The following is a 22,071-nucleotide window of genomic DNA, read 5'->3' as shown; positions in this document are numbered from 1 at the left end:
ATTCAAAAACTGTCTAATCCACCTGCTTTATAAAACTGCTGATTTGGGGTTAGGTATGTTACGCAATAGAGGGGAAAAAACGCTTGATTTATGCGGCTTGCAGAACGTGAAAAACGCTTAGACGATATTTTATACTTCTACCCTCAAAAATGACGTTCTATTGCGTAACAAAGTGAAGATAGAAAAACAGAGAGCCGACCACTATTGAAAGTGATTAACTCTCTGTTTCTGTTTGCACCCTGTCTGTCAACGTTAGTGATAAGTTGTTGTAAATACTTCCTTATCAGCGTAAAACTAATGGATAAGGGCTTTTTATTTATTATGCACTTACTTTTCCAAGGCCCATTTCCTGGCCAATGTTCAGGATGTGGTCGCCAATTCGTTCAAAATCCGTAAGCATTTCAGAATAAAGGATGCATGCTTCATCGGAGCATTTGCCTTCCTGCATCCGTTTTGTTTGGTTGGTGCGATAGGATTCTGTCATATCATCCATCTGCTGTTCCAAATCTGCAATCCGTTGTACTTCTTCTGGAGCGTTCTTTTTCAAGTTTTCCAGGCAATCCAGTGCTTCAATACTGACTTTTTTCATCTCAGCCATTTCAGAGAGTTCTTCTGGGGAAAAATGGATTTTTTTATCATGGATCATCTTGGTGTATTCGCAAATGTTCATTGCGTGGTCTCCAATGCGTTCCAGGTTTCCACATACCTTAAATAATGCGCTGATATACTGGGAATCCCTTGGATTACTTTCCTCTACCATGATTTTAGAGATGTATTTGGAGATCTCTTTGTTCAAATAGTCAATGTAATCTTCCCGTTCCTGTACTTTCTCCACCAGTTTTAAATCCCTTTGCTGAACAGCGTCAAAACCGTTATCTACATTATGTTTTACCATCTCCATCATACGGCGGAGTTCCTGTTTAATATTGGTAAGAGCAATAGCGGATAACCCAATTTGATGTTCCCCTCTGGCAACAACAGGACGGATAAATTCCAAATGCATTACGTCATCATGTTCTTCTTGTTTGTCTGGCAAGATTTTGGTTGCCAGTTTTGCTAAATAGGTACCAAATGGTAATAACAGAATGGTGGTAACAATATTAAAGATGGTGTGCATATTTGCGATTTGTGCAGCCACATTGTCCGGTGTAAGGCTTTCCACCCAAGAAGTAAGTGGGGTAGCAATACAGACAATCGTAAAAATAGTAGTACCAATTAAGTTAAACAGTAAGTGGATGATGGTTGTGCGTTTTGCGCTGCGGTTGGTACCAATGGAGGCGAGTACAGCTGTAATACAGGTACCAATATTTTGTCCAAACAATACAAACACCGCATTTGGCAAGCCGATTAAGCCGCTTACTGCCAAAGCCTGTAAAATACCAACCGAAGCAGAAGAGGATTGGATAATCGCGGTAAAAATCATACCAGCCAAAATACCTAAAACAGGGTTGGAGAATTTGGTCATTAAAGAAATAAACGCATCCGATTCCCGCAGTGGCATCATAGCGGAACTCATCATTTCCATACCAATAAATAGGGTACCAAGTCCTGCCACAATTAAACCATAATAATGTACTTTTTGTTTTTTAATAAATACAATCAAAGCAACGCCGACAAAAGCGAATAATGGTGCAATTGCTCCAATGTCCAACGCAATCAGCTGGCCAGTGATGGTAGTACCAATATTGGCACCCATAATAATCCAGACAGCCTGACTTAATGTCATCATACCCGAGTTTACAAATCCCACTACCATTACTGTAGTAGCGGAAGAAGATTGAATCACAGCAGTAATACCTGCCCCAACAAGAACGCCTAAAAATCTGTTTGATGTCAGCTTCTCCAGGATTTTTTTCATTTTGTTGCCGGCTGCTGCTTCCAAACCATTGCTCATCATTTGCATTCCGTATAGGAAGAGCGCCAATCCTCCAAGAAGACTAAAAATATCGGTAATCTTCATGTTTTCCTCCGTCATTTTACAAACTTTTTATTTTGTCTATATTATTTATACCGAAAATTTAAAGTAATCGCAATATATTATACAAAGATTTAACCTGATTTTACATAGATTTTACATTAGAGTAGAATTTGAGAGCGATAACGTAAATTTTTTATGTAAAATTATGGCGTAAATTTTACATAAATAGGTGGTTATTTTTACGGTTTCCTGTAGAAAGACAAGTCATTTTACATAGATTTAACTAAAATTGCGGGATAGCACCCGATTTTCTTCCCAATGAATTGGAATAATACAATTTTTGATTGACGAGAAATTTTTCCAATGGTATAATAATAGTATTCAATGATATGTCGAAATATCGCAAAAAAAGGAGGAATTTTTATGAAGAATAGGAAAATATTCAAGCGTGTCCTGGCAGCGCTTATCAGTTCCGCTATTGTTTTTTCCGCTACAGGGGTAACCGCTGCGGCGCAAGGGCTGGTGGAGCTGCAACATGCCATCGCGTCCGCCATCCAAACCCAAGACCAAAGTGATTTTCAAATCGAGGATGGCGTATTGGTAAAATACCTTGGTGACGGTGGCGATGTTATCGTTCCAGACGGTGTAACCAAAATAGGGGATAGAGCTTTTGCTAGTTGTAATGATTTGACCAGTGTAACTCTTCCGGATAGTATTACTACAATTGGTACATATGCATTTCTTTGGTGTGAAAATTTAAAAAATGTTGTAATTCCACCTGGTGTTACAGAAATAAGTGAAGGTATTTTTAATGGTTGTTCTAATCTTAAATCTGTTATCTTGCCAGATGGAATTATTACAATAGAAAGCTATTCATTTGCTGGATGTGAAGAATTATCTAACATTAATTTACCAGATAGTATTACTGCCATCGGAGAATTTGCTTTTGAGTATTGTGAAAAATTAACTGAAGTTACTCTTCCATCTAATATCAATATAATCGAAAACTCCACTTTTACTAATAGTGGCTTAACCAGCATTATTATTCCAGATGGTGTTGTTAGCATTGGGAAATTAGCTTTTATGGGATGTATGGATTTAAAAGCTATCCAGTTACCAGATACGCTAATGAAAATAGATTCTGAGGCATTTGAAATGTGTAGTTCATTAGATAATATTCAACTGCCTGATAGTATTAATCAAATTGGGGAAGGGGCTTTTCATAGCTGTATTTCTTTAACTTCTATAGTTTTACCAAATGGTATTACTGAAATTAAAGACGAAACCTTTGTTGAATGTAGTAGTTTAACTAATATTGTAATTCCTGATAAAATTAATCAAATTGGAGAATATGCTTTCAAAAATTGTAGTACTTTAGCATCTATTATTCTTCCAAGTGGTATATCTGAGATTAAAAATGGTGCATTTTTTGGCTGCAATAATCTTGATAATATTGTAATACCAAATCAAGTTACTAGTATAGGAAAGCAAGCATTTTTTCATTGTATAAGTTTAAGCAATATTACGATTTCAGCTAGTGTTAGCTATATTGATGATACAGCTTTTTCCAATACTGATAATTTAAAAACAATTTATGGCATACCCGGTTCCTATGCAGAAACGTTCGCAAAAGAAAACGGTTATGAGTTTCTCGATGTTAATACAAAAGGTGTTTTTCAAATAGAAGATGGTGTATTGATAAAATACCTTGGTGATGGCGGTGATGTTGTCGTTCCAGATGGAATTACAAAAATAGCGGATAAGGCTTTTGAAAACTGTGCTAATGTTACATCGGTTGTACTTCCAAATGGAGTTACTACAATAGGAAATAGTGCTTTTTACGGTTGTAAACAGTTATCCACCATCCATTTTCCAGATACACTTACTACAATTGGTACATTTGCTTTTGCTTGGTGTGATAGTTTAACGGATGTTTTACTTCCAAGTAGTATGACGGAAATAGGGGCAAGTGCCTTCGCTACTAGTGGTTTAACCAGTGTAATTATTCCTAATAGTGTTATTAGTATTGGAGACGAAGCTTTTTTGCAATGTAAAAATTTAACAACCGTTGAAATACCGGACAGTGTAACAAAAATCGGGAACGATGCGTTCCGCTTGTGTACAAAATTGGAAAATATTAACCTTCCCAATAGTATTCATGAAATAGGAGCAGATGCTTTTGGTAATTGTGATGCCTTAACATCAATTGTTCTTCCGAACGGTATTACTGAAATTAAAGAAGGTACTTTTTTTAGCTGTGATAATCTTGCCAATATTGTAATTCCTGATGGTGTTAATAATATAGGGGTATGGTCGTTTACTATGTGTAATAGTTTAGTTAGTATCACAGTACCATCTAGTGTTACTTTTATTGATGGAACAGCTTTTTCCCATAATGATAATTTTAAAACAATCTATGGAACACCAGGTTCTTATGCAGAAACGTTCGCAAAAGAAAATGGCTATCAATTCTTAGATGTAAATATAAAAGATGTTTTCCAAATCGAGGATGGCGTATTGGTAAAATATCTTGGTGACGGCGGTGATGTCGTAGTTCCTGATATTGTTACGGAAATTAAATCCTACGCTTTCCAAGGATGTGAAACTGTAACGTCTATTATTATTCCAGATAGTGTCACATCAATAGGAGAAGGTGCTTTTGATAAATGTAAAAATTTAAAAGAAATCGCTCTACCTAATGGGATAACCTCTCTTAATATATGGCTTTTCTATGGGTGTGAAAGTTTAACAACAATAGAGATACCGCATACTGTAAATCATATAGAAGGACAAGTATTTTATGGCTGTAAAAATTTAAAGTCTATTGTTATTCCAGGTAGTGTAGAAAATATAGAAGCAGGGGCATTTACAGGGTGTGAACATTTAACTTCTCTATCAATTCCAGATAGTGTAACAAGTATCGGAAATTTCTGTTTTAGAGATTGTACCAGTTTAACTTCCATCACACTTCCAAAACAAATCTCCACTATCAGTAATGAACTTTTTTCAGGATGTAAAAATTTAAAAACGATTTCTATTCCTAACAGTGTTACGAAAATTGGTGATTATGCTTTCCGTGATTGTAATAGTTTAACGGCTCTGACTTTACCAAATAGTATTACAAGCATAGGATTTGGAGCGTTTTATAATTGTGAGGCGCTGAACAAACTCAATATTCCACATAATGTAACTCAAATTGGTGATTTTGCATTTTATGGATGTAAAACATTAAATGCAATTCATATACCAAATGGTATAGAAAAAATAGGGACAAAAACATTTTATGACTGTAACAGTTTAACCAGCATGGAAATTCCAGATAGTGTTACCTCTATTGGGGAAGCGGCATTTTATGGATGTTCCAAATTGTCGGACATCAAATTACCAAACAATATTACCAGTATAGCAAAAGATACCTTTTATTCTTGCGAAAGTTTAACAACAATCAATATTCCAAAAGGGGTAACCAATCTAGAAGAAACCGCATTTTATGGTTGCTCTTCCTTAGAATCCATTGAAATACCAGCTAGTGTTATTGTAATTAGAACCAATGCGTTTGAGAATTGTCCAAAATTAAAAACAATTTATGGAACGCCAGGTTCTTATGCTGAACTATTTGCAAAGGAAAATGGTTATCAATTTACGGACATTAATGTTGCGAATGGGTTCCAAATTTCTAACGGCGTCTTGGTGAAGTATACAGGAACTGATAAAGATGTAGTAGTTCCGGATGGCGTTACTAGAATCGGTGCGGAAGCATTTCGAGGAATGCAAGATATATATTCTGTTACATTGCCACAAAGCGTTACTGCCATTTCAGACTATTCATTCCAAGAGTGTTATAGTTTAAGCTCTATTAATCTTGAACATGTAACTTCTATTGGAGAAAAAGCTTTTTTGCGTTGTCGTGATTTAATATCTGTTACCTTATCAGATCATTTAGTTAGTCTTGGTGTAGGAGCTTTCCAAGATTCGGGCTTAACATATATCTCTCTTCCAAAATCCATTACTACGATTCCAGATTTTGCGTTTTCTAAAACTAATATAGAAACACTTGCAATACCAACTCATATTACAAGTATTGGGGAAAGTGCATTTAGTGATAATCGAAAGTTAACTTTTGTTTCTTTGCCAAAAAGTATAACAAATATGGAAAGAAATGTGTTTCAAAACTGTAATAAATTAAATGAAGTAAAATTTGATGCAAACATTAGTGAAATTCCATATGGCACTTTTTCCAATTGTGATGCGCTTCAAACGATTACGATTCCAGATACTGTAACATTTATTGGTATGTCCGCCTTTGAAGATTGTGACCAACTTAATTCGATTGAAATTCCAGACAATGTAACATCAATTGGTTGGTATGCATTCAAAAATTGTGGTCAGCTTACCAATGTTAAATTATCAAAAAATATAAAAAGTATTGGGGGTCTTGCTTTTCAATCAACTCCTTGGGGATTAGAGCACCCTTATATCATCAAAGATACAATCTTAATAGGTACAGGATGCGCTGTGGGTGATATTGTAATTCCAGATGGTATTACTGAAATTGCCCCCAACGCTTTTGCGGAATGTGACATTTATTCCGTTTTATTTCCAGATAGTGTAACTGCTATCGGTAAATATGCCTTTTCTTCCTGTAAAAATTTATCTTCCATTAAATTCCCAAAAAATTTGACAACAATCGGTCAATATGCTTTTCAAGATTGTATTGCAATTACCTCTCTTGATCTTCCAAACTCTCCTATCACTATGGAAACAAAAGTATTTTCAGGCTGTGATGGTTTGACTACTCTTGAAATTCCAAGCAAAATAAAAACGATTACTGACGCTTTTTATGAGTGTAAAAATTTAAAAACCGTTACTTTTTATGGACCTACAAATGTAGATTGGTTTTTTGGCTTTTGGAGTGTAGAAACTATTTATGGTTTAAATGATACCCCTGCTCATTGGTGCGCATATCATCAGGGCATTGATTTTGTTTCCATCGACCTGCCTTATGCTGATGTCTCCGCATATGACTGGTTCTATGATGCAGCAAGGTTCAATTACGATAGAGGTATCATCACTGGAATGAATGAAACAACATTTGGTCCAAGTGTGAGCATGACCCGAGACCACATTGTAACGATGTTATATCGTATGGATGGGAAACCAAGTGTAAGCTACAGTCCGATTTACCCAGATGTACCAGCAGGAGATTTTTATACAGATGCAGTCATGTGGGGACATCAAACAGGAGTAGCAACAGGCTATGATAATGGGTACTTTGGAATTGGCGATGAAATTACGAGAGAACAGACAGTAACTATGTTATACCGATACGCCCAGTATAAAAAATTGGATACATCTGAACGGACATCATTAGATGAATATCGGGATGGAAAGGATGTTAGTGGATTTGCGAAAGACGCAATGGAATGGGCAATCGGTATAGGAATCATCAAAGGGGAAAACAACCAGAATATTATCAACCCACAGGGATCCACTGACCGTGCGGGTGGAGCAACGATGATTATGCGGTTTATGGAATACTATAGCCTATAATTTTTAAAAACAGTCTCTGAAAATATAGCATAAAAATAGCATCCTTTTTTTGGGATGCTATTTTTGTTATATCCGGCAGTTTCCAAAAGTAGTATCCTTATTTAGAACAGGTCAAAGTATCTATCAAAAAACCATAGAGCAAAATGCAATTAGAAATTTATAGCAACTATTCGGGATAGAAGTTGGAAAAATAAGACAAAGTTGTTGTATTATAACCATTCATGTTGTATAATATGGATAAAATCAGGACAAGGGGGAGCTAGAATGTATATTAACAAAATGGAAAATAAAGGTCCGACCTATTTAGCGGAAGGGGATATCTATGTTCATTTGGACAGTATGAAAATCGAGGAATTGGAAAAGATTATCCAGAACATTAAAAAGGAACTTTCCGCCGTTCCGGAGAAAGAGGCCAAAACAATTGTGGAAACAGTGGATACTGTTCATACGGAACTGATGAAGCCCAAGCCAAGATGGGAAATCCTCAAAAAATGTGTGGAAGGTTTAGGGTGCGCCGTTGCTATTACAGATAAAATTCCTACATTAGTAGAGAATATCAAAAATTTAATTGGAATTGTTTCTTCTTGCCTATCATAGGAGGTTTATATGGGACAGGACGGAATCCGGATTGAGGAGATGAAAAACCAGGGGCCAACCTACCTTTCGGAATACAATATCCATCTTCATCCCAACGGGGAAAAACAATACAGTATCCTCTGCTCAGCCATCCCGCTGAAAGAAGGGTTTGTTGGCAGGGAACAGGAGTTGGAAACACTGGAACAAAAATTCCAGGAAGGCAGAACGGTATTCCTTTGGGGGATAGGCGGCATCGGGAAAAGTGAGCTCGCCAAACAATATGCCACCCGGTGGAACGGTAGTGTAGTATGGGCAAATTACGCTTCCAGTTTGCGGGATGTTGTTCTAGGGATAACTTTGGGAGGTTTTTCTATTCCAGCGAAAGCGAAAGCGGAAGAATTAGAACAGTATTATTTGCAAAAAAAGGCCGTGATAAAACAATTGTGTGCCCAGCAAAGGGTTTTACTCATCGTGGATAATTTCAATGAAACAGAATCCGATGAGATGGAAGATCTGGAATCAATGGGATGGTATCTGTTGTTTACTACCCGGAATGATTGGAGTCAGTATGGGAAACAGCAGGTTAAGGTGATGCCATTGGAATCGGAACAGGCTAGGGAGGTGTTTTTTCATTCTTACGGAAGCACGGATTTTACAGAGGATGAACTTGCCCAACTGGATGAGCTGATTCAGCTGGTGGATCGACACACCATGACGGTGGAGCTTCTGGCAAAACAGATACGGGAGGAAGAAATCTCCCTGGCGGAAATGCTGGAGGAACTAAGGGAAAAACTCAAAGATCATCAGGATACCGTAATCCCCTTGAATAAGGACGGAAAGCAGTCCCAAAAAAGTATGTACCAACATTTGCGCGCTATTTTTGATATTAGCAGGGAGAAACTGTCGGAGGATCAAATTTATCTGTTAAGGAATTTATTGTTAGTTCCTTACACTGGTGTGGACGGGAAGCAGTTCCTAAAATGGTGTGGGATGGAATCAACCAAACTACCCCAACTGAAACAGTTGGTAGCCCGTGGATGGGTGCGGAACGAAAATACCCACTATTCCCTCCATCCTGTGATGGCAGATATTCTAGAGAATGACCTAACCCCCAACATCAAGGACTGCTGGTGTTATCTGGAAGCAATTTTCGATTATCTAGGTTCCTACTGCGATACCTGCCAGCAAAGGCAGGAGATTTCCCAGTTTGGAGACGCTGTAGCGAAACGGATTGAAGGGGATGACGTGGCATATGCTAATTTTTTCCTCAAGTACGCTGAATTGCTTCGCCAAGGAGCCAACTTTCCAAAAGCGTTGGAATATGATCAGAAAGCGCTTAACATTTTTCTCCAAACAGTTGGAAAAGAGGATGTGTATACTGCATCTGTTTACAATAGTATGGGGCTAGTATACTGCGATTGTGGCAAATATATGGACGCTTTGGCGTATTACCAAAAATCCTTGCAAATTGTCCGGAACACCTTAGGAGAAGAGTGCTTGCAGGTTGCTACAGAGTATGAAAATATTGGTATGGTATACCAATACCTGTGCCAGTATGATGTTGCACTGGAATATTACAACAAAGCACTGAATATTCATCAGAAAAAAATAAAAGAAGAGCTGCGGCTTTATTCCATTTATGGAAATATTGGATTACTTTATTTTGAAAAAGGGGATTATGCTGCAGCATTGGAATATTATCAGAAGGCGATTGCTTTGGACGAAAAATATTCCAAGGGGCATACAGCAGCATCGGTATACAATAATATGGGTTCGATTTATGTTATCTTTGGGGATAATGAAACCGCTTTAGAATATTATACGAAAGCGTTGCAAATCAACCAGAAGATACTGGGGGAAGAACATCCAGAAACCGCAGCCTGTTACCATAACATTGGAGGTGTCTATAGCAGGCAACAAAAATTAGGGCTAGCATTGGAATATTATCAAAAAGGGCTAGCAATCAACCGCAGGGTTTTTGGGGAACAGCATCCCAATATTATTGTCAATTATCTGAATATTGGAATGGTATACCACCGAAAAGGAGAATATACTACAGCATTGGAGTATTACCAAAAGGCGTTGGAAATCGACCAAAATCTTACAGAAGGATTTCATAAATCCACCGCAACGATCTATAACAATATTGGTGGAGCCTATTATGGTATGGGAGATTATCCAAATGCGGTGAGGTATTTTCAAACAGCACTGGAAATAGAGCTGGAATTGTTAGGGGAAAACCATCCCAATATTGTCACCTACTATAACAATATTGCTCAAATGTACCAGGATTGGAAACGATATCCAAAAGCGTTGGAATATTATCAGAAAGCGCTAAAAGTAACCCAGAACCTGTATGGAGAACAGGATACTAACGTGTCCATGGTGTATAACGCAATCGCCTATTTATATAGTTGCCAGAAAAATTATGCCAAAGCGTTGGAGTGTTATCAAAAATGCCTGCAAATCGAACAAGGGCAGACAAAAGAAAATATTCAGGCAGTCACAACCCTTTTCCATAATATTGGTCATCTTTACAGCCTCCAAAAGGAATATTCAAATGCGCTGGAAGCTTACCAAAACTCTTTACGTGCCAGCCAGAAGGCTTTTGGGGAAGAATCTATGGAGGTAGCAGAGGAATATATCTTAATTGGGGATTTATATGAAATCCAATGTTTGTATGATAAAGCGATTGGCTTTTACCAAAAAGCCTTACGTATTCATCAACATATCCTTGGAGAACTGCATCCGGAAATCGCTGTGGATTACAATGAAATTGGCCATGCCTACTTTATGCAGAGGAAGTTTTGTAAAGCATTGGATTATCTGGAACGCTCCTTTTTCATCCTCAGGGATACGCTGGGGGAATCCGACCCACAAACTCTTTCTTGTTTGCGTAACCTGCTCTTTTTAAAACAGCAGATAGAACAGCCATTTCAATAAATTTAGTATTAGCATTTCCAAATCAAAAGTTTTGGCGTTCCCTTGGCAATTGTACAGCAGCTATGTTATTCTATAGGAAAAAGGCTATTTAGCAAATGTATCAATTATATTCCTTTCTCGGTAAGTTAAAAATAAACGGTATGTAGAGAAAAGATCCTACAAATAGAAATTGAAACATATTATTATTCTAGGAATACGAAAAATCGTTCTCTCTATAGGAGAAACCAAGGAATACCTACTGCAACCCTCTTACATATTATAAGAACCCTCTACTTTTTTGGTAGAGGGTTCTATTGCGTATTTTTATTATATTAATAATTGGTAGAAATTTTTGGATAAGTCCATTTCGCAGTTTAATGTGGTAGTTTTTAAAAATAAAACTTCAAATAAAATTTTGTAATAAAATAGGACAACCAGTAAAACGCAATGAATATGCACGCATATATCAAACCGGTGTTCCAAAAAGCATCTATAAATCCATATGTGTACGCACTTCCTATGGATAGAATAGAAAATGTAAAACCGTTGATCAGAAAGAACAGCAGGATTAACGCTAAAAACCGCAAGCAGGGGATATTATATTTTTTTATTGCCCGGTATCCCAGTAGTAACCCAAAAACTGGTTGAAATAAAAAAACAGTTGGAAAATAGACCACGCAAAGCCAAAAATATCCCCACTCAATATCATTCACTACAAAATATCTTGCAATCATAGTAACCGCAACAAAGGCGTCATAAATCAAAAAATCCCGTATCGCTTTTCGCATAGCGGTTTTCCCTCCAATAAATCTTTATTTCAAAATACAAAAAACATGATAAACCATATATATAATAAATTTATAAAAATTTATAAAAAACAATTAAAAAATAGTTTAAAATATCAGTTTTACAGTTTGTGAAATGGAATTTTCTATAGGATTGTATACAAACAGTCACCATAAAAAGATTGAATTCATAGATTGGTCCATGTTTTTTATTTTGATTACTTTTTTGATAGGGACATTGGATCTATTTCCCTTATGATCGGGAATAAAATAAAAAATTCCAAAAATAGACGAAAATACTCTTGTTTAGACAGAAAAATTCATAAAATTGTGTTACAATGGAAACAATATCTAACATTTACAATAAGTCAATTCAGTAAAGGGGGAATTTTAAGATGTATCAGGCAAGGTTCCGGCTACAGGATGGAAAACAGCAGCCGTTACGGGAGCATATTTTAGGGGTCGCCAGTCTGTCAGAATCATTTGGGGCGAAATTAAACCTTTCTCAAACCATGCGCCTGGCGGGTTTGCTCCATGATATGGGCAAATACGACCAGCAGTTCCAGGATTTTATCGAAGGGGAACGGCAGCGGGCGTTGCAAAATCCAAAGCAGTACCTTTCCCAGAAACGGAAATCCGATTTTGACCATGGGGTATATGGGGCAAAATATTTTTTCCAAACCTTTTATCTGGGAAAAAGCCGGCGTGGCGCCATCGTGGAAATCATCGCCATGGCGTGCTGCTACCACCATGGCGGATTAAAAGATTGTGTGGATGTCTGTAATCAATCCCCTCTTTTGGAGCGGTTCGAAAAACTAGACCAACACAGGATGGAACAGGCATACCAACGGTTTTCCCAGGAAATCCAAGAAGATCTTACCAAACTGTTCCACCAAGCGTTAGAAGAACTGGTTCCTATTATCGAAGGGGTTACAAAAATGAAAGATGGGGTGTTCTGTTACCATCTGCTGATCAAAACCATCTACAGCATGCTGATTGACGCTGACCGGATGGACAGCATGTGCTTTGAGGAAAACAGGGGAATTTCCTCTGTAATAGAACGGGAACAGCAATTCCCAGTATGGGAGGAATACCAGGGTAGGTTTGAGGTTTATCTGTCCCAGCTCAACCAGAAACCACCTGCGGAACCCAAAACAGAGCAGGTAAACCGGATTCGGCAGGCGATCTCAGAGGAGTGCTTTCTGGCGTCCAGCAGAGGGACGGGCATCTATCATCTGACCGTCCCCACTGGGGGAGGGAAAACCCTTTCCAGTATGCGGTTTGCCCTCAATCACAACCGGCTACACCAAAAACAGCGGATTGTCTATGTCATCCCATATACTTCGATTATCGAGCAAAACGCTGAACAAATTCGGAAAGCCCTGGGCTACCAGTGCGATTTGCTGGAGCACCATTCCAATTTGTTGGAGGATAACCAGCAGGAGGATTACAAACTGCTCACCGAACGTTGGGACAGCGATATTATCTTTACCACCATGGTCCAGTTTTTAAACACCTTCTACCATCGGGGAACCCAGGATATGCGCCGGCTCCACCACCTGATGAACGCTACCATCATCTTTGATGAAATCCAAACTCTTCCTATCAAATGTATGGATTTGTTCACTAGTGCGATCAATTTCCTGCACCAGGTAGGGAATTCTACCCTAGTACTCTGTACTGCTACCCAGCCCTATAGGAATCTTTCAGGGCATCCCGTGATACAAGAATCAGAATATGCTGAAATCGTGCAAGATGTCTGCCGAAATTTTGAGAGGCTCAAGCGGGTACAGGTGGTCTATGAGCCAAAGAAATATGACTTGGAACAATTTCGACAGTTCCTTCTGGAACGGAAGCGGGAAGTAAAAAGCTTGCTTGCGGTGGTAAATAAAGTGGATACCGCTTCCACTGTTTTGGAAATGCTGGAGCAATCCCCTGAACTGGAGGGGACAAAGCTGTTTTATCTGAGCACCCGTCTGTGTCCAGCCCATAGGGGCAAGGTGTTGGAAGAACTGAAGCAGGCGCTAAAAGATGGGAAGGACTTAATCTGCGTCAGCACTTCACTCATTGAAGCTGGGGTGGATATCAGCTTTGAGGCAGCGGTCCGCAGCTTAACCCGTCTGGATTCGGTTGCCCAGACAGCGGGCAGGGTCAACCGCAATGGGGAGCGGGAACTGGGTTATTGCTACGCGGTAAAATTACAGGAAGGCTCTTACAATAACATGCCGGAATATCCAATTGGAATCGACCACGCGGATAGCGTGCTGCGGATGACCTCAGACGGCTTATCTCCATCCTCTATTAAGGAATTTTTTCAGCTTTATTATCAGGATATGCGGATTTCCGAACAGTTTTCTTATCCTTTGAATGGTTCCCCGTCTATTTATAAGCTATTGCAAAACAAAGGGGAAAAAAGCCAGCTGTTTACCACAGTAAAATTCCAATCGGCAGCGCAACCTTTTGAGGTGATTGGGAACGACACAATCCCGGTGATTGTCCCTTATGGGGAGGGGTTACAACTCATAGAGAAACTGGAAGAGCTTCATGAATTTTCTCCTATGGAGGAAAAGAAAAGGTTGCTCTCCCAATTGCGGAGATACTCGGTCAACTTGTACCGCTATCAGCTCCAGACGCTCAAAAACGCCGTTACCCAAAACCAGGCGACAGGGGCATACCTTTTAAGCTCCCTTCACTATGACGATTGCCTGGGGGTAACCTTGGAGGATGGCTTGGCGCTGTTTTAAGGGAAAAAAGAAAAGCTTTGCAACAAGCAAGGACACACCCTCACCTGTTACAAAGCAATTCTTTCGTCAAAATACAACACAATATTTCAATCCACGCAAATTGCGACACTTTTAGTATACCATAAAACTGTACAAGAAGAAAGCCACTTTTTTATGAAAAATTTCCCTTTACAAAATACGACAAAAGTGGTAATATAAATTTATATCAAAATACAAAACAATAAAGTTAGAAAGGAGGAACAGCGATGAAACCAAACCAAGTTACCTTTAAGGTTTCTGGTAGATTCGCCTTATTCACCGACCCCATGACCAAAATTGGCGGGGAAAAATCCACCTTGATGATTCCTACCGCCGAAGCATTAAAAGGCATTGTGTCATCGGTGTACTGGAAGCCCTCCATCCTGTGGTTCGTTGATGAGGTAACAGTGTTAAATCCCATCCGCACTGAGCGGAAAGGCATCCGCCCCATCAAATACTACGGGGGAGGGAATGATTTAGCGTATTATACTTATTTATCAAATGTGTCCTACATTGTCAAGGCGCATTTTGAGTTCAACCTATATCGTCCCGATTTAAAACAGGACTGGAACGAGCATAAACACTACTGGGTTGCGAAACGCTGCATCGAAAAAGGAGGCAGGCGGGATGTCTTTTTAGGGGCGCGGGAATGCCAGGCATACGTGGAACCAGTTACAGGGGAGGAACAGAGCTGTTACAGCGATTTGGAGCAGATGGACTTTGGGCTGATGTTCCACTCGTTTGTTTACCCTGACCAGAACGGTACCAACCAATTGGAGGCGTTGTTCTGGTATCCTAAAATGGAGCGGGGCGTGATTCGCTACTGTAAACAGGAGGATTGTGTCCAACGGATTCCAGTGAGGGAGATGAAACCGAAACGGTTTGATTCTTCCAACTTTTCCGGTTTGCAGGAGCCTGGGCTTCTGGAGGGCTACCAGGAAGGGGGCGGCGCCCAATGAGTTACATGATGACGTTGTACCGTACCTATGAAAGGCTGGAAAAAGACCCCGCTAATTTCACCCAAAGAGGGCTGCTTAAGGTGGGATTCTCCACCCAACAGGCGCATGTGGATGTCAAGCTGGGCAAGGAGGGGCAGTTTATCTCTGCAACCCCTGTGGAAAAAGATCAAGCGGATACGGTGATACCGGTAACTGAATATTCCGCCAACCGGACATCCAAACCATGCCCCCATCCTTTATTCGATAAACTAAAGTACATAGCGGGGGATTATCCTCGGTTCTGCAAAGAGGATAACGCCGAAGCCTATCAGGCGTATATGGAACAATTACAAACATGGTGTGAATCTTCGTACAGCAACCCAAAGGTCAAAGCGGTTTACCAGTATCTGAACCAGAAAACATTGATTCACGATTTGGTGGAACAGGGTATTTTTTCGGTGGATGAAAACGGAAGGTTGACAAAGAAATGGGAAAACCAGCCTAATTTAAAACTGCCGGTGGGCAACCAATCCGATGCCTTTGTACGGTTTTCGGTGATTGGGATTGATTCTGTCCCCGCGTTGTGGCAGGATGGAAAACTGCAAGACCAATATACAAACTACTACTTGAGCCAGGAGGGCAGCAAAAAACTCTGTTATGTCACAGGAAATCATGTAAGGGCCTGCACCATCCATCCGTCTAAAATCAGAAATTCCGGTGATAAGGCAAAATTGATTTCTGCCAATGATACCACCAATTTTACTTTCCGTGGACGGTTTGAAACAGCGGAACAAGCGTATACCATATCCTATGAGGCGTCCCAAAAAGCCCATAACGCCTTAAAATGGCTGATTCAGAACCAGAAGCAAGTTGCCAGAATTGGTGACCGTGTATTCGTTCTGTGGGGAGTGGATGGGGAAGAACTCCCCGACCCCATGGCGGATACATTCCAGTTCTGCTTTGAGGAGCAGAGTGTGGAAATTAATACTGAACAGGAGTTTGCCCAACAGTTTAAAATGGCGATTACAGGTTATCACGCTGAAATCAGGAAGGACAGCCAGCTGGTGCTGTTGGGGTTGGATGCTGCTACTACCGGAAGGATGGCGGTGGTTTTCAACCGAGAGTACAATGGACTGCAAGGAAACGAACTGATTGACAACATAGAGCGATGGCACAAAACCTGCGCCTGGAATATCCGTTATTACAACGAGATAAAAAAACAAGAATACCATTTTGGTGCGCCGTCCCCAGTGAATCTGGCAAAAGCGGCGTTTGGGGTGAGCAGGGGCAACTATCTGGAAGTGGGAAGTAATAAGCTGTTAGCAGATACTGTGCAGCGGATTCTGCCCTGTATCTGTGATGGGGCGAAAATTCCACGGGATATTGTAAAAGCTGCTGTCAACAAGGCGAAATTCCCACAAAACTATGGCTATGGGTCCTTATGGGAACAAGTTGCTTTTGCGGCATGCGCCTTATATAACCGTTATTTATATGATTACGATAAGGACAATCCGTTGATTTATAGAATGGAGGAATTTGTTATGGGAGAAAATGGTGTTTTTAATTGTGTAAAAGAAACTGATGATATTGAATACAATTGCGGAAGATTTGTGGCACTTGCTGATGCTATTGAAAATCAGGTGCTGTGGGGAAAAAATAAGCCGGATGACAACGAATCTTATAAAGAAGTTCGCCCTACCAATGCGAGAAGGCTTCTTACGCGGTTTTGCCAGAGCCCTTACGACACGTTAACAGTACTTTACAATAAGGTGAATGTTTACATTATGCAATCCAAGGGGATAAAACTCTGCGATTTATGCGATTTATTAGACGAAATGGTCAGTAGAATTGATACGAAAGAACTGAAAAAGAAACGAAATTTGGGGGCGGCATTTTTATCTGGTTTTTGCAGCCAAAGGATACAAATTATCAAAGAACGGCAAATAAAAAAATCACAGAAGATGGAGGAAGAATAAAATGGGTGTATTACAAAATAAAATTGATTTTGAGGCAATTATTACAGTAAATAACGCAAACTGCAACGGCGATCCCCTCAACGGAAATATGCCAAGAATCACTGATGAAGGGTTTGGGGAGATTTCGGATGTCTGCATCAAACGGAAAATCAGAAACCGCCTGATGGATATGGGGGAATCCATCTTTGTCCAGTCCGATGACAAAAATGTGGATGGTTATGACAGCCTGAAAGAGCGGGCGGATAAAAACCCCGCCTTTGGCACAGAACTGAAAAAAGGGAAAAAAGCCAATGCGCAAGTAGCCTATCAAGCCGCTTGCCAAGAGTGGATGGATGTACGCAGCTTTGGACAAGTATTCGCTTTTAAGGGGGAAGAACTTTCCCTCGGAATAAGGGGGCCGGTTTCCCTCCATCCAGCATTTAGCGTGGATCCAATCAATATCACCACTATCAAAATCACCAAAAGCGTCAACAGTGAGGATACCAAAGGAGGGAAAGCATCAGACACCATGGGGGATAAGCACCGGGTTGATTTTGGTGTGTACCTCTTAAAAGGGAGCATCAACGTCCAGCTTGCAGAAAAAACCGGATTTACCCAGGAGGACGCGGAAAAAATCAAAGAAGCTATCCGCACCCTTTTTGTCAACGATAGTTCCTCCGCACGTCCGGAAGGCAGTATGGAGATTCATAAGCTCTACTGGTGGGAACACAACTGCAAAATTGGCCAGTATTCCACCAAAAAGGTTCACGATAGCCTTTGTGTTTCCAAAAAACAAGAGGTCAGCACCCCAAAAAGCATAGACGACTATCAGATTTCCTTCACTCCACTGGAAGGGCTAAACGTACAAGAATATGATGGCCTATAAAGAGGAAGATTTCCTGATGCTCTCTGGGATACAGCACTTTGTGTTTTGCAAGCGGCAGTGGGCGTTGATTCATATTGAAGAGCAGTGGGCGGATAACCTGCGAACCATAGAGGGGAATATCCTGCACCAGAGAGCCCATGAGGGGTCAACTTTGGAAAGCAGGGGACAGCTGCTCATTTCCCGGGAGATGCGGGTGTTTTCCCAAAGGCTGGGTATCAGCGGGATTTGTGATGTAGTGGAGTTCCACCGCTGCACCCAGCAGGAAGGGATTTCCCTATTCCAAAAAGAAGGTTTTTACCAGGTTGTTCCGGTAGAGTACAAAAAAGGGGAACCCAAAATCAGCGATGCGGACAGGCTTCAGCTTGTGGCGCAAGCAGTTTGCCTGGAAGAGATGCTGTGTACCGATATCCCATATGGATATCTGTATTATGGTGCCACACGGCACCGGGAAAAGGTGGAGATTACCCAGGAGTTTCGTCAAAAACTGGAGAATGTATGCGCCCAGATGCACGATTTGTTTCAACGGCGACATACGCCAATGGTCAAACGAACAAAAGCCTGCAACGCCTGTTCCTTAAAGGAAATTTGCCTGCCAAAATTGTTAAAACGCCCTTCTGTCCATGATTATATCAGGAGGCAAACCGGGGAGGAGGAGCCATGAGAAAACTATTAAACACCCTTTACGTAGTTTCCCCCGAGCGATATCTGGCGTTGGAAGGGGAAACCGTACTGGTACTGGAACAGGGGAAAACGGTTGCCAGAGTTCCTCTGCACAACTTGGAGGGGATAGTTACATTTGGGTACACCGGTGCCAGTCCCGCCTTGATGGGAGCATGTGTCAAACACAATATTTCCCTCTGTTTTATGAGCCAGCATGGCAGGTTCTTAGCTAGTGTTGCCGGGGAAATGAAAGGCAACGTGGTGCTGCGCAAACAACAGTATCGGATTTCGGATGACGAAACCCAGTCAGTAAGGATTGCCAGGAATATGATTGTGGGAAAACTCCACAACAGCAGATGGGTTTTAGAGCGTGCCACCAGGGATCATCCCTTACAGGTAGATGTAGAAGAATTGAAAAAGGTCAGTTCTAATCTTGCGGGTTCTATCAATCAGTTAATGGAAAGCAGTTTATTGGAGGAAATCAGGGGAATTGAGGGAAATGCTGCCAGCCAGTACTTTTCGGTGATCGACCAGTTGATTTTGCGGAACAAGCAGGATTTTTTCTTTCGTGAACGGAACCGCCGTCCCCCCTTGGACAATATGAATGCCATGCTTTCCTTTTTGTATACCCTTCTTGCCAATGATTGTACCTCCGCTCTATCCTCAGTCGGATTGGACCCTTACGTGGGCTTCCTCCACTGCGAACGGCCAGGTCGAGCTTCCTTGGCAATGGATTTCATGGAAGAACTGCGAGCCCCGTTTGTTGACCGTTTTGTCATTGGATTGGTGAACCGGAACATGGTAAAGCCCACTGATTTTATCCAAAAGGAAAATGGGGCTGTGTTGATGACGGATTCTGGTCGGAATGCTATTTTAAAAGCTTGGCAACAGAAGAAAAAAGAGGTGATCAAGCATCCATTTTTGGAGGAAAAGATAGAATGGGGGCTAATCCCTTATGCCCAAAGCCTGCTGCTTGCCAGATATATCCGAGGTGAGCTGGATGAATACCCGGTGTTCTTATGGAAATAGGAGGGGACAATGCTGATTTTAATCACCTATGATGTGAATACTGAAACAGAAGCGGGCAAAAAGCGCCTGCGTAAGGTGGCAAAAGAATGTGAAAATTACGGCCAACGGGTGCAGAACTCTGTATTTGAATGTATCATGGATGCAGCCAAAAGCCGTGAAGTAAAAGAGAAGCTCCTCCGTCATATTGACGAGAAAAAAGATAGTCTCCGCTTCTATTATTTAGGAGAACAGTATCAGAAAAAAGTGGAACATTACGGGGTGAAAGATAGCCTGGAACTGGAAGGGGAGCTCTTAATTTAAGCTTGTGGGTTGGTGCGAACCATAAGCTCTCATAGAAACCTCGTGTATTCGCACCAGAAAATGCGGAATATGGCAAAAATACATCCTAATTAAGCGGTGTAATTTTGATGTTATCAGAACATTGCCGCAATATCTAGGTTGTAGTTTCTCATTATTGCCATATTTTGCGGTCGCTGCCCACACGGGCAGCGTGGATTGAAATCCATTTTTCCTCTTGAAACCGGATGCGGAAGGCTGGTCGCTGCCCACACGGGCAGCGTGGATTGAAATTATCTTTTCCTCCAAAAATGGATGCTTGATCACCGTCGCTGCCCACACGGGCAGCGTGGATTGAAATCTCCCCTGTAACTGGTTCCACGTATGCCTGGCATTGTCGCTGCCCACACGGGCAGCGTGGATTGAAATCAGATAGTTGCCCCTGCTCACCCCAAACGCCGCTGTCGCTGCCCACACGGGCAGCGTGGATTGAAATCTGATTTCAGCGTGATAACCTGTAATCGCCATTTGTCGCTGCCCACACGGGCAGCGTGGATTGAAATATATCCTGTTTTCTCTTTAATAAAACTATCCAATGTCGCTGCCCACACGGGCAGCGTGGATTGAAATTAAAAACTGAAAATAAAAAGCGTCCGCCATTGTAAGTCGCTGCCCACACGGGCAGCGTGGATTGAAATTTGTGGACATAAATGGTAGGTCTTGGACTGCTACAGTCGCTGCCCACACGGGCAGCGTGGATTGAAATATTGCTAAGTATTGCTGGTTGATTCAACATAATTGTCGCTGCCCACACGGGCAGCGTGGATTGAAATATTACACACTTACACCCACCGCCCCTGTATCTGGGTCGCTGCCCACACGGGCAGCGTGGATTGAAATGCTATTATACCCATAAAGTAGCATCCGTTTATGGTCGCTGCCCACACGGGCAGCGTGGATTGAAATATATTTTCACATCCATTTCTTAAATTTCGTCAAGTCGCTGCCCACACGGGCAGCGTGGATTGAAATGAAATCGCAAATAAAAACGAGAGCTCAATATAAGTCGCTGCCCACACGGGCAGCGTGGATTGAAATAGAAGTTAAAATAGGAGAGGAGGGAGCCCCCGTTGGTCGCTGCCCACACGGGCAGCGTGGATTGAAATTTTTTATTCCTTGTCCAATTTCATTTTTTTCCCAGTCGCTGCCCACACGGGCAGCGTGGATTGAAATAATTAAACAACTTTCACCATATATTTCCGGTGCAGTCGCTGCCCACACGGGCAGCGTGGATTGAAATTCAATTGTGTCCTGTCTTGTGCAAGTATGCACTGTCGCTGCCCACACGGGCAGCGTGGATTGAAATAATATGCCATTAAAAGAAGTAAGACAGTTTATAGGTCGCTGCCCACACGGGCAGCGTGGATTGAAATTAAATCAATATTTGTTAAGCACATTGTAATATAGTCGCTGCCCACACGGGCAGCGTGGATTGAAATTAAATTCAACACTTATATTAGTCCCAAACATTTTGTCGCTGCCCACACGGGCAGCGTGGATTGAAATATTTTTTAACCTCCTTATTCAATATGTCATTAAGTCGCTGCCCACACGGGCAGCGTGGATTGAAATTATAAAATGTTAAATATTATTAATATTTAATAAGTCGCTGCCCACACGGGCAGCGTGGATTGAAATATGCTTGTTATAGGATTGTACTAATTGATAAAGGTCGCTGCCCACACGGGCAGCGTGGATTGAAATAATTTTAGCCGTAGAAAGAGGAATTGCTGTTCCCGGTCGCTGCCCACACG

At 41.1% G+C, this 22,071-nt stretch carries 11 protein-coding genes and 1 CRISPR repeat array (1 of these 12 running past the window's edge); of the genes, 10 read left to right on the top strand and 1 reads right to left on the bottom strand.

Annotated elements, in window-relative coordinates:
* Positions 1-319 precede the first annotated feature (319 nt).
* Complete coding sequence (locus BQ2683_RS10445) at positions 320-1,960, bottom strand: Na/Pi cotransporter family protein (protein ID WP_069988984.1); 1,641 nt, start codon at positions 1,958-1,960, stop codon at positions 320-322.
* A gap of 381 nt (positions 1,961-2,341) precedes the next feature.
* Here BQ2683_RS10445 and BQ2683_RS10440 point away from each other — a divergent pair, with 381 nt between their 5' ends.
* The 10 genes from BQ2683_RS10440 (at position 2,342) to cas2 (ending at position 20,281) form a co-directional block, all read left to right on the top strand.
* Positions 2,342-7,468: a leucine-rich repeat protein gene (locus tag BQ2683_RS10440; protein WP_069988983.1), complete on the top strand. Its 5,127-nt coding sequence runs from the start codon at positions 2,342-2,344 to the stop codon at positions 7,466-7,468.
* A gap of 264 nt (positions 7,469-7,732) precedes the next feature.
* Positions 7,733-8,065 (top strand): hypothetical protein, encoded by a 333-nt coding sequence (locus BQ2683_RS10435; RefSeq protein ID WP_069988982.1) that lies wholly within the window; start codon positions 7,733-7,735, stop codon positions 8,063-8,065.
* Positions 8,066-8,074: 9 nt separating this feature from the next.
* Positions 8,075-10,987, top strand: a complete 2,913-nt coding sequence (locus BQ2683_RS10430) for a tetratricopeptide repeat protein (protein ID WP_069988981.1) — start codon at positions 8,075-8,077, stop codon at positions 10,985-10,987.
* A 1,159-nt stretch (positions 10,988-12,146) separates the two neighbouring features.
* On the top strand, positions 12,147-14,495 hold the full coding sequence (locus tag BQ2683_RS10420) for a CRISPR-associated helicase/endonuclease Cas3 (RefSeq protein ID WP_069988979.1): 2,349 nt from the start codon (positions 12,147-12,149) through the stop codon (positions 14,493-14,495).
* Between the two features lie 245 nt (positions 14,496-14,740).
* Complete coding sequence (gene cas5c / locus BQ2683_RS10415; protein WP_069988978.1) at positions 14,741-15,472, top strand: type I-C CRISPR-associated protein Cas5c; 732 nt, start codon at positions 14,741-14,743, stop codon at positions 15,470-15,472.
* Complete coding sequence (gene cas8c / locus BQ2683_RS10410) at positions 15,469-17,427, top strand: type I-C CRISPR-associated protein Cas8c/Csd1 (protein ID WP_069988977.1); 1,959 nt, start codon at positions 15,469-15,471, stop codon at positions 17,425-17,427. The genes cas5c and cas8c overlap by 4 nt, the downstream gene beginning before the upstream one ends.
* Before the next feature lies 1 nt (position 17,428).
* Entirely contained in the window at positions 17,429-18,292 is an 864-nt protein-coding gene (cas7c, locus tag BQ2683_RS10405; protein WP_069988976.1) for a type I-C CRISPR-associated protein Cas7/Csd2, read from the top strand.
* A complete protein-coding gene (cas4, locus tag BQ2683_RS10400; protein WP_069988975.1) occupies positions 18,282-18,953 on the top strand; it encodes a CRISPR-associated protein Cas4 in 672 nt (223 codons plus the stop codon). Before cas7c ends, cas4 begins: the two co-directional genes overlap by 11 nt.
* Positions 18,950-19,981, top strand: a complete 1,032-nt coding sequence (gene cas1c / locus BQ2683_RS10395; protein WP_069988974.1) for a type I-C CRISPR-associated endonuclease Cas1c — start codon at positions 18,950-18,952, stop codon at positions 19,979-19,981. The genes cas4 and cas1c overlap by 4 nt, the downstream gene beginning before the upstream one ends.
* A gap of 9 nt (positions 19,982-19,990) precedes the next feature.
* Positions 19,991-20,281: a CRISPR-associated endonuclease Cas2 gene (cas2, locus tag BQ2683_RS10390; protein WP_069988973.1), complete on the top strand. Its 291-nt coding sequence runs from the start codon at positions 19,991-19,993 to the stop codon at positions 20,279-20,281.
* Between the two features lie 169 nt (positions 20,282-20,450).
* Positions 20,451-22,071: a CRISPR direct-repeat array (repeat unit 33 nt; unit sequence GTCGCTGCCCACACGGGCAGCGTGGATTGAAAT); it runs 2,030 nt beyond the window's last position.

This window comes from Massilioclostridium coli (assembly GCF_900095865.1).
GTDB lineage: Bacteria > Bacillota > Clostridia > Oscillospirales > Ruminococcaceae > Massilioclostridium > Massilioclostridium facile.
This window is presented reverse-complemented; position numbering and strand designations above follow the sequence as displayed.

Coding starts and splice junctions, on each gene's coding strand:
- BQ2683_RS10445 (WP_069988984.1), bottom strand. CDS start 1,960: ATGAAGATTACCGATATTTTTAGTCTTCTTGGAGGATTGGCGCTCTTC.
- BQ2683_RS10440 (WP_069988983.1), top strand. CDS start 2,342: ATGAAGAATAGGAAAATATTCAAGCGTGTCCTGGCAGCGCTTATCAGT.
- BQ2683_RS10435 (WP_069988982.1), top strand. CDS start 7,733: ATGTATATTAACAAAATGGAAAATAAAGGTCCGACCTATTTAGCGGAA.
- BQ2683_RS10430 (WP_069988981.1), top strand. CDS start 8,075: ATGGGACAGGACGGAATCCGGATTGAGGAGATGAAAAACCAGGGGCCA.
- BQ2683_RS10420 (WP_069988979.1), top strand. CDS start 12,147: ATGTATCAGGCAAGGTTCCGGCTACAGGATGGAAAACAGCAGCCGTTA.
- cas5c (WP_069988978.1), top strand. CDS start 14,741: ATGAAACCAAACCAAGTTACCTTTAAGGTTTCTGGTAGATTCGCCTTA.
- cas8c (WP_069988977.1), top strand. CDS start 15,469: ATGAGTTACATGATGACGTTGTACCGTACCTATGAAAGGCTGGAAAAA.
- cas7c (WP_069988976.1), top strand. CDS start 17,429: ATGGGTGTATTACAAAATAAAATTGATTTTGAGGCAATTATTACAGTA.
- cas4 (WP_069988975.1), top strand. CDS start 18,282: ATGGCCTATAAAGAGGAAGATTTCCTGATGCTCTCTGGGATACAGCAC.
- cas1c (WP_069988974.1), top strand. CDS start 18,950: ATGAGAAAACTATTAAACACCCTTTACGTAGTTTCCCCCGAGCGATAT.
- cas2 (WP_069988973.1), top strand. CDS start 19,991: ATGCTGATTTTAATCACCTATGATGTGAATACTGAAACAGAAGCGGGC.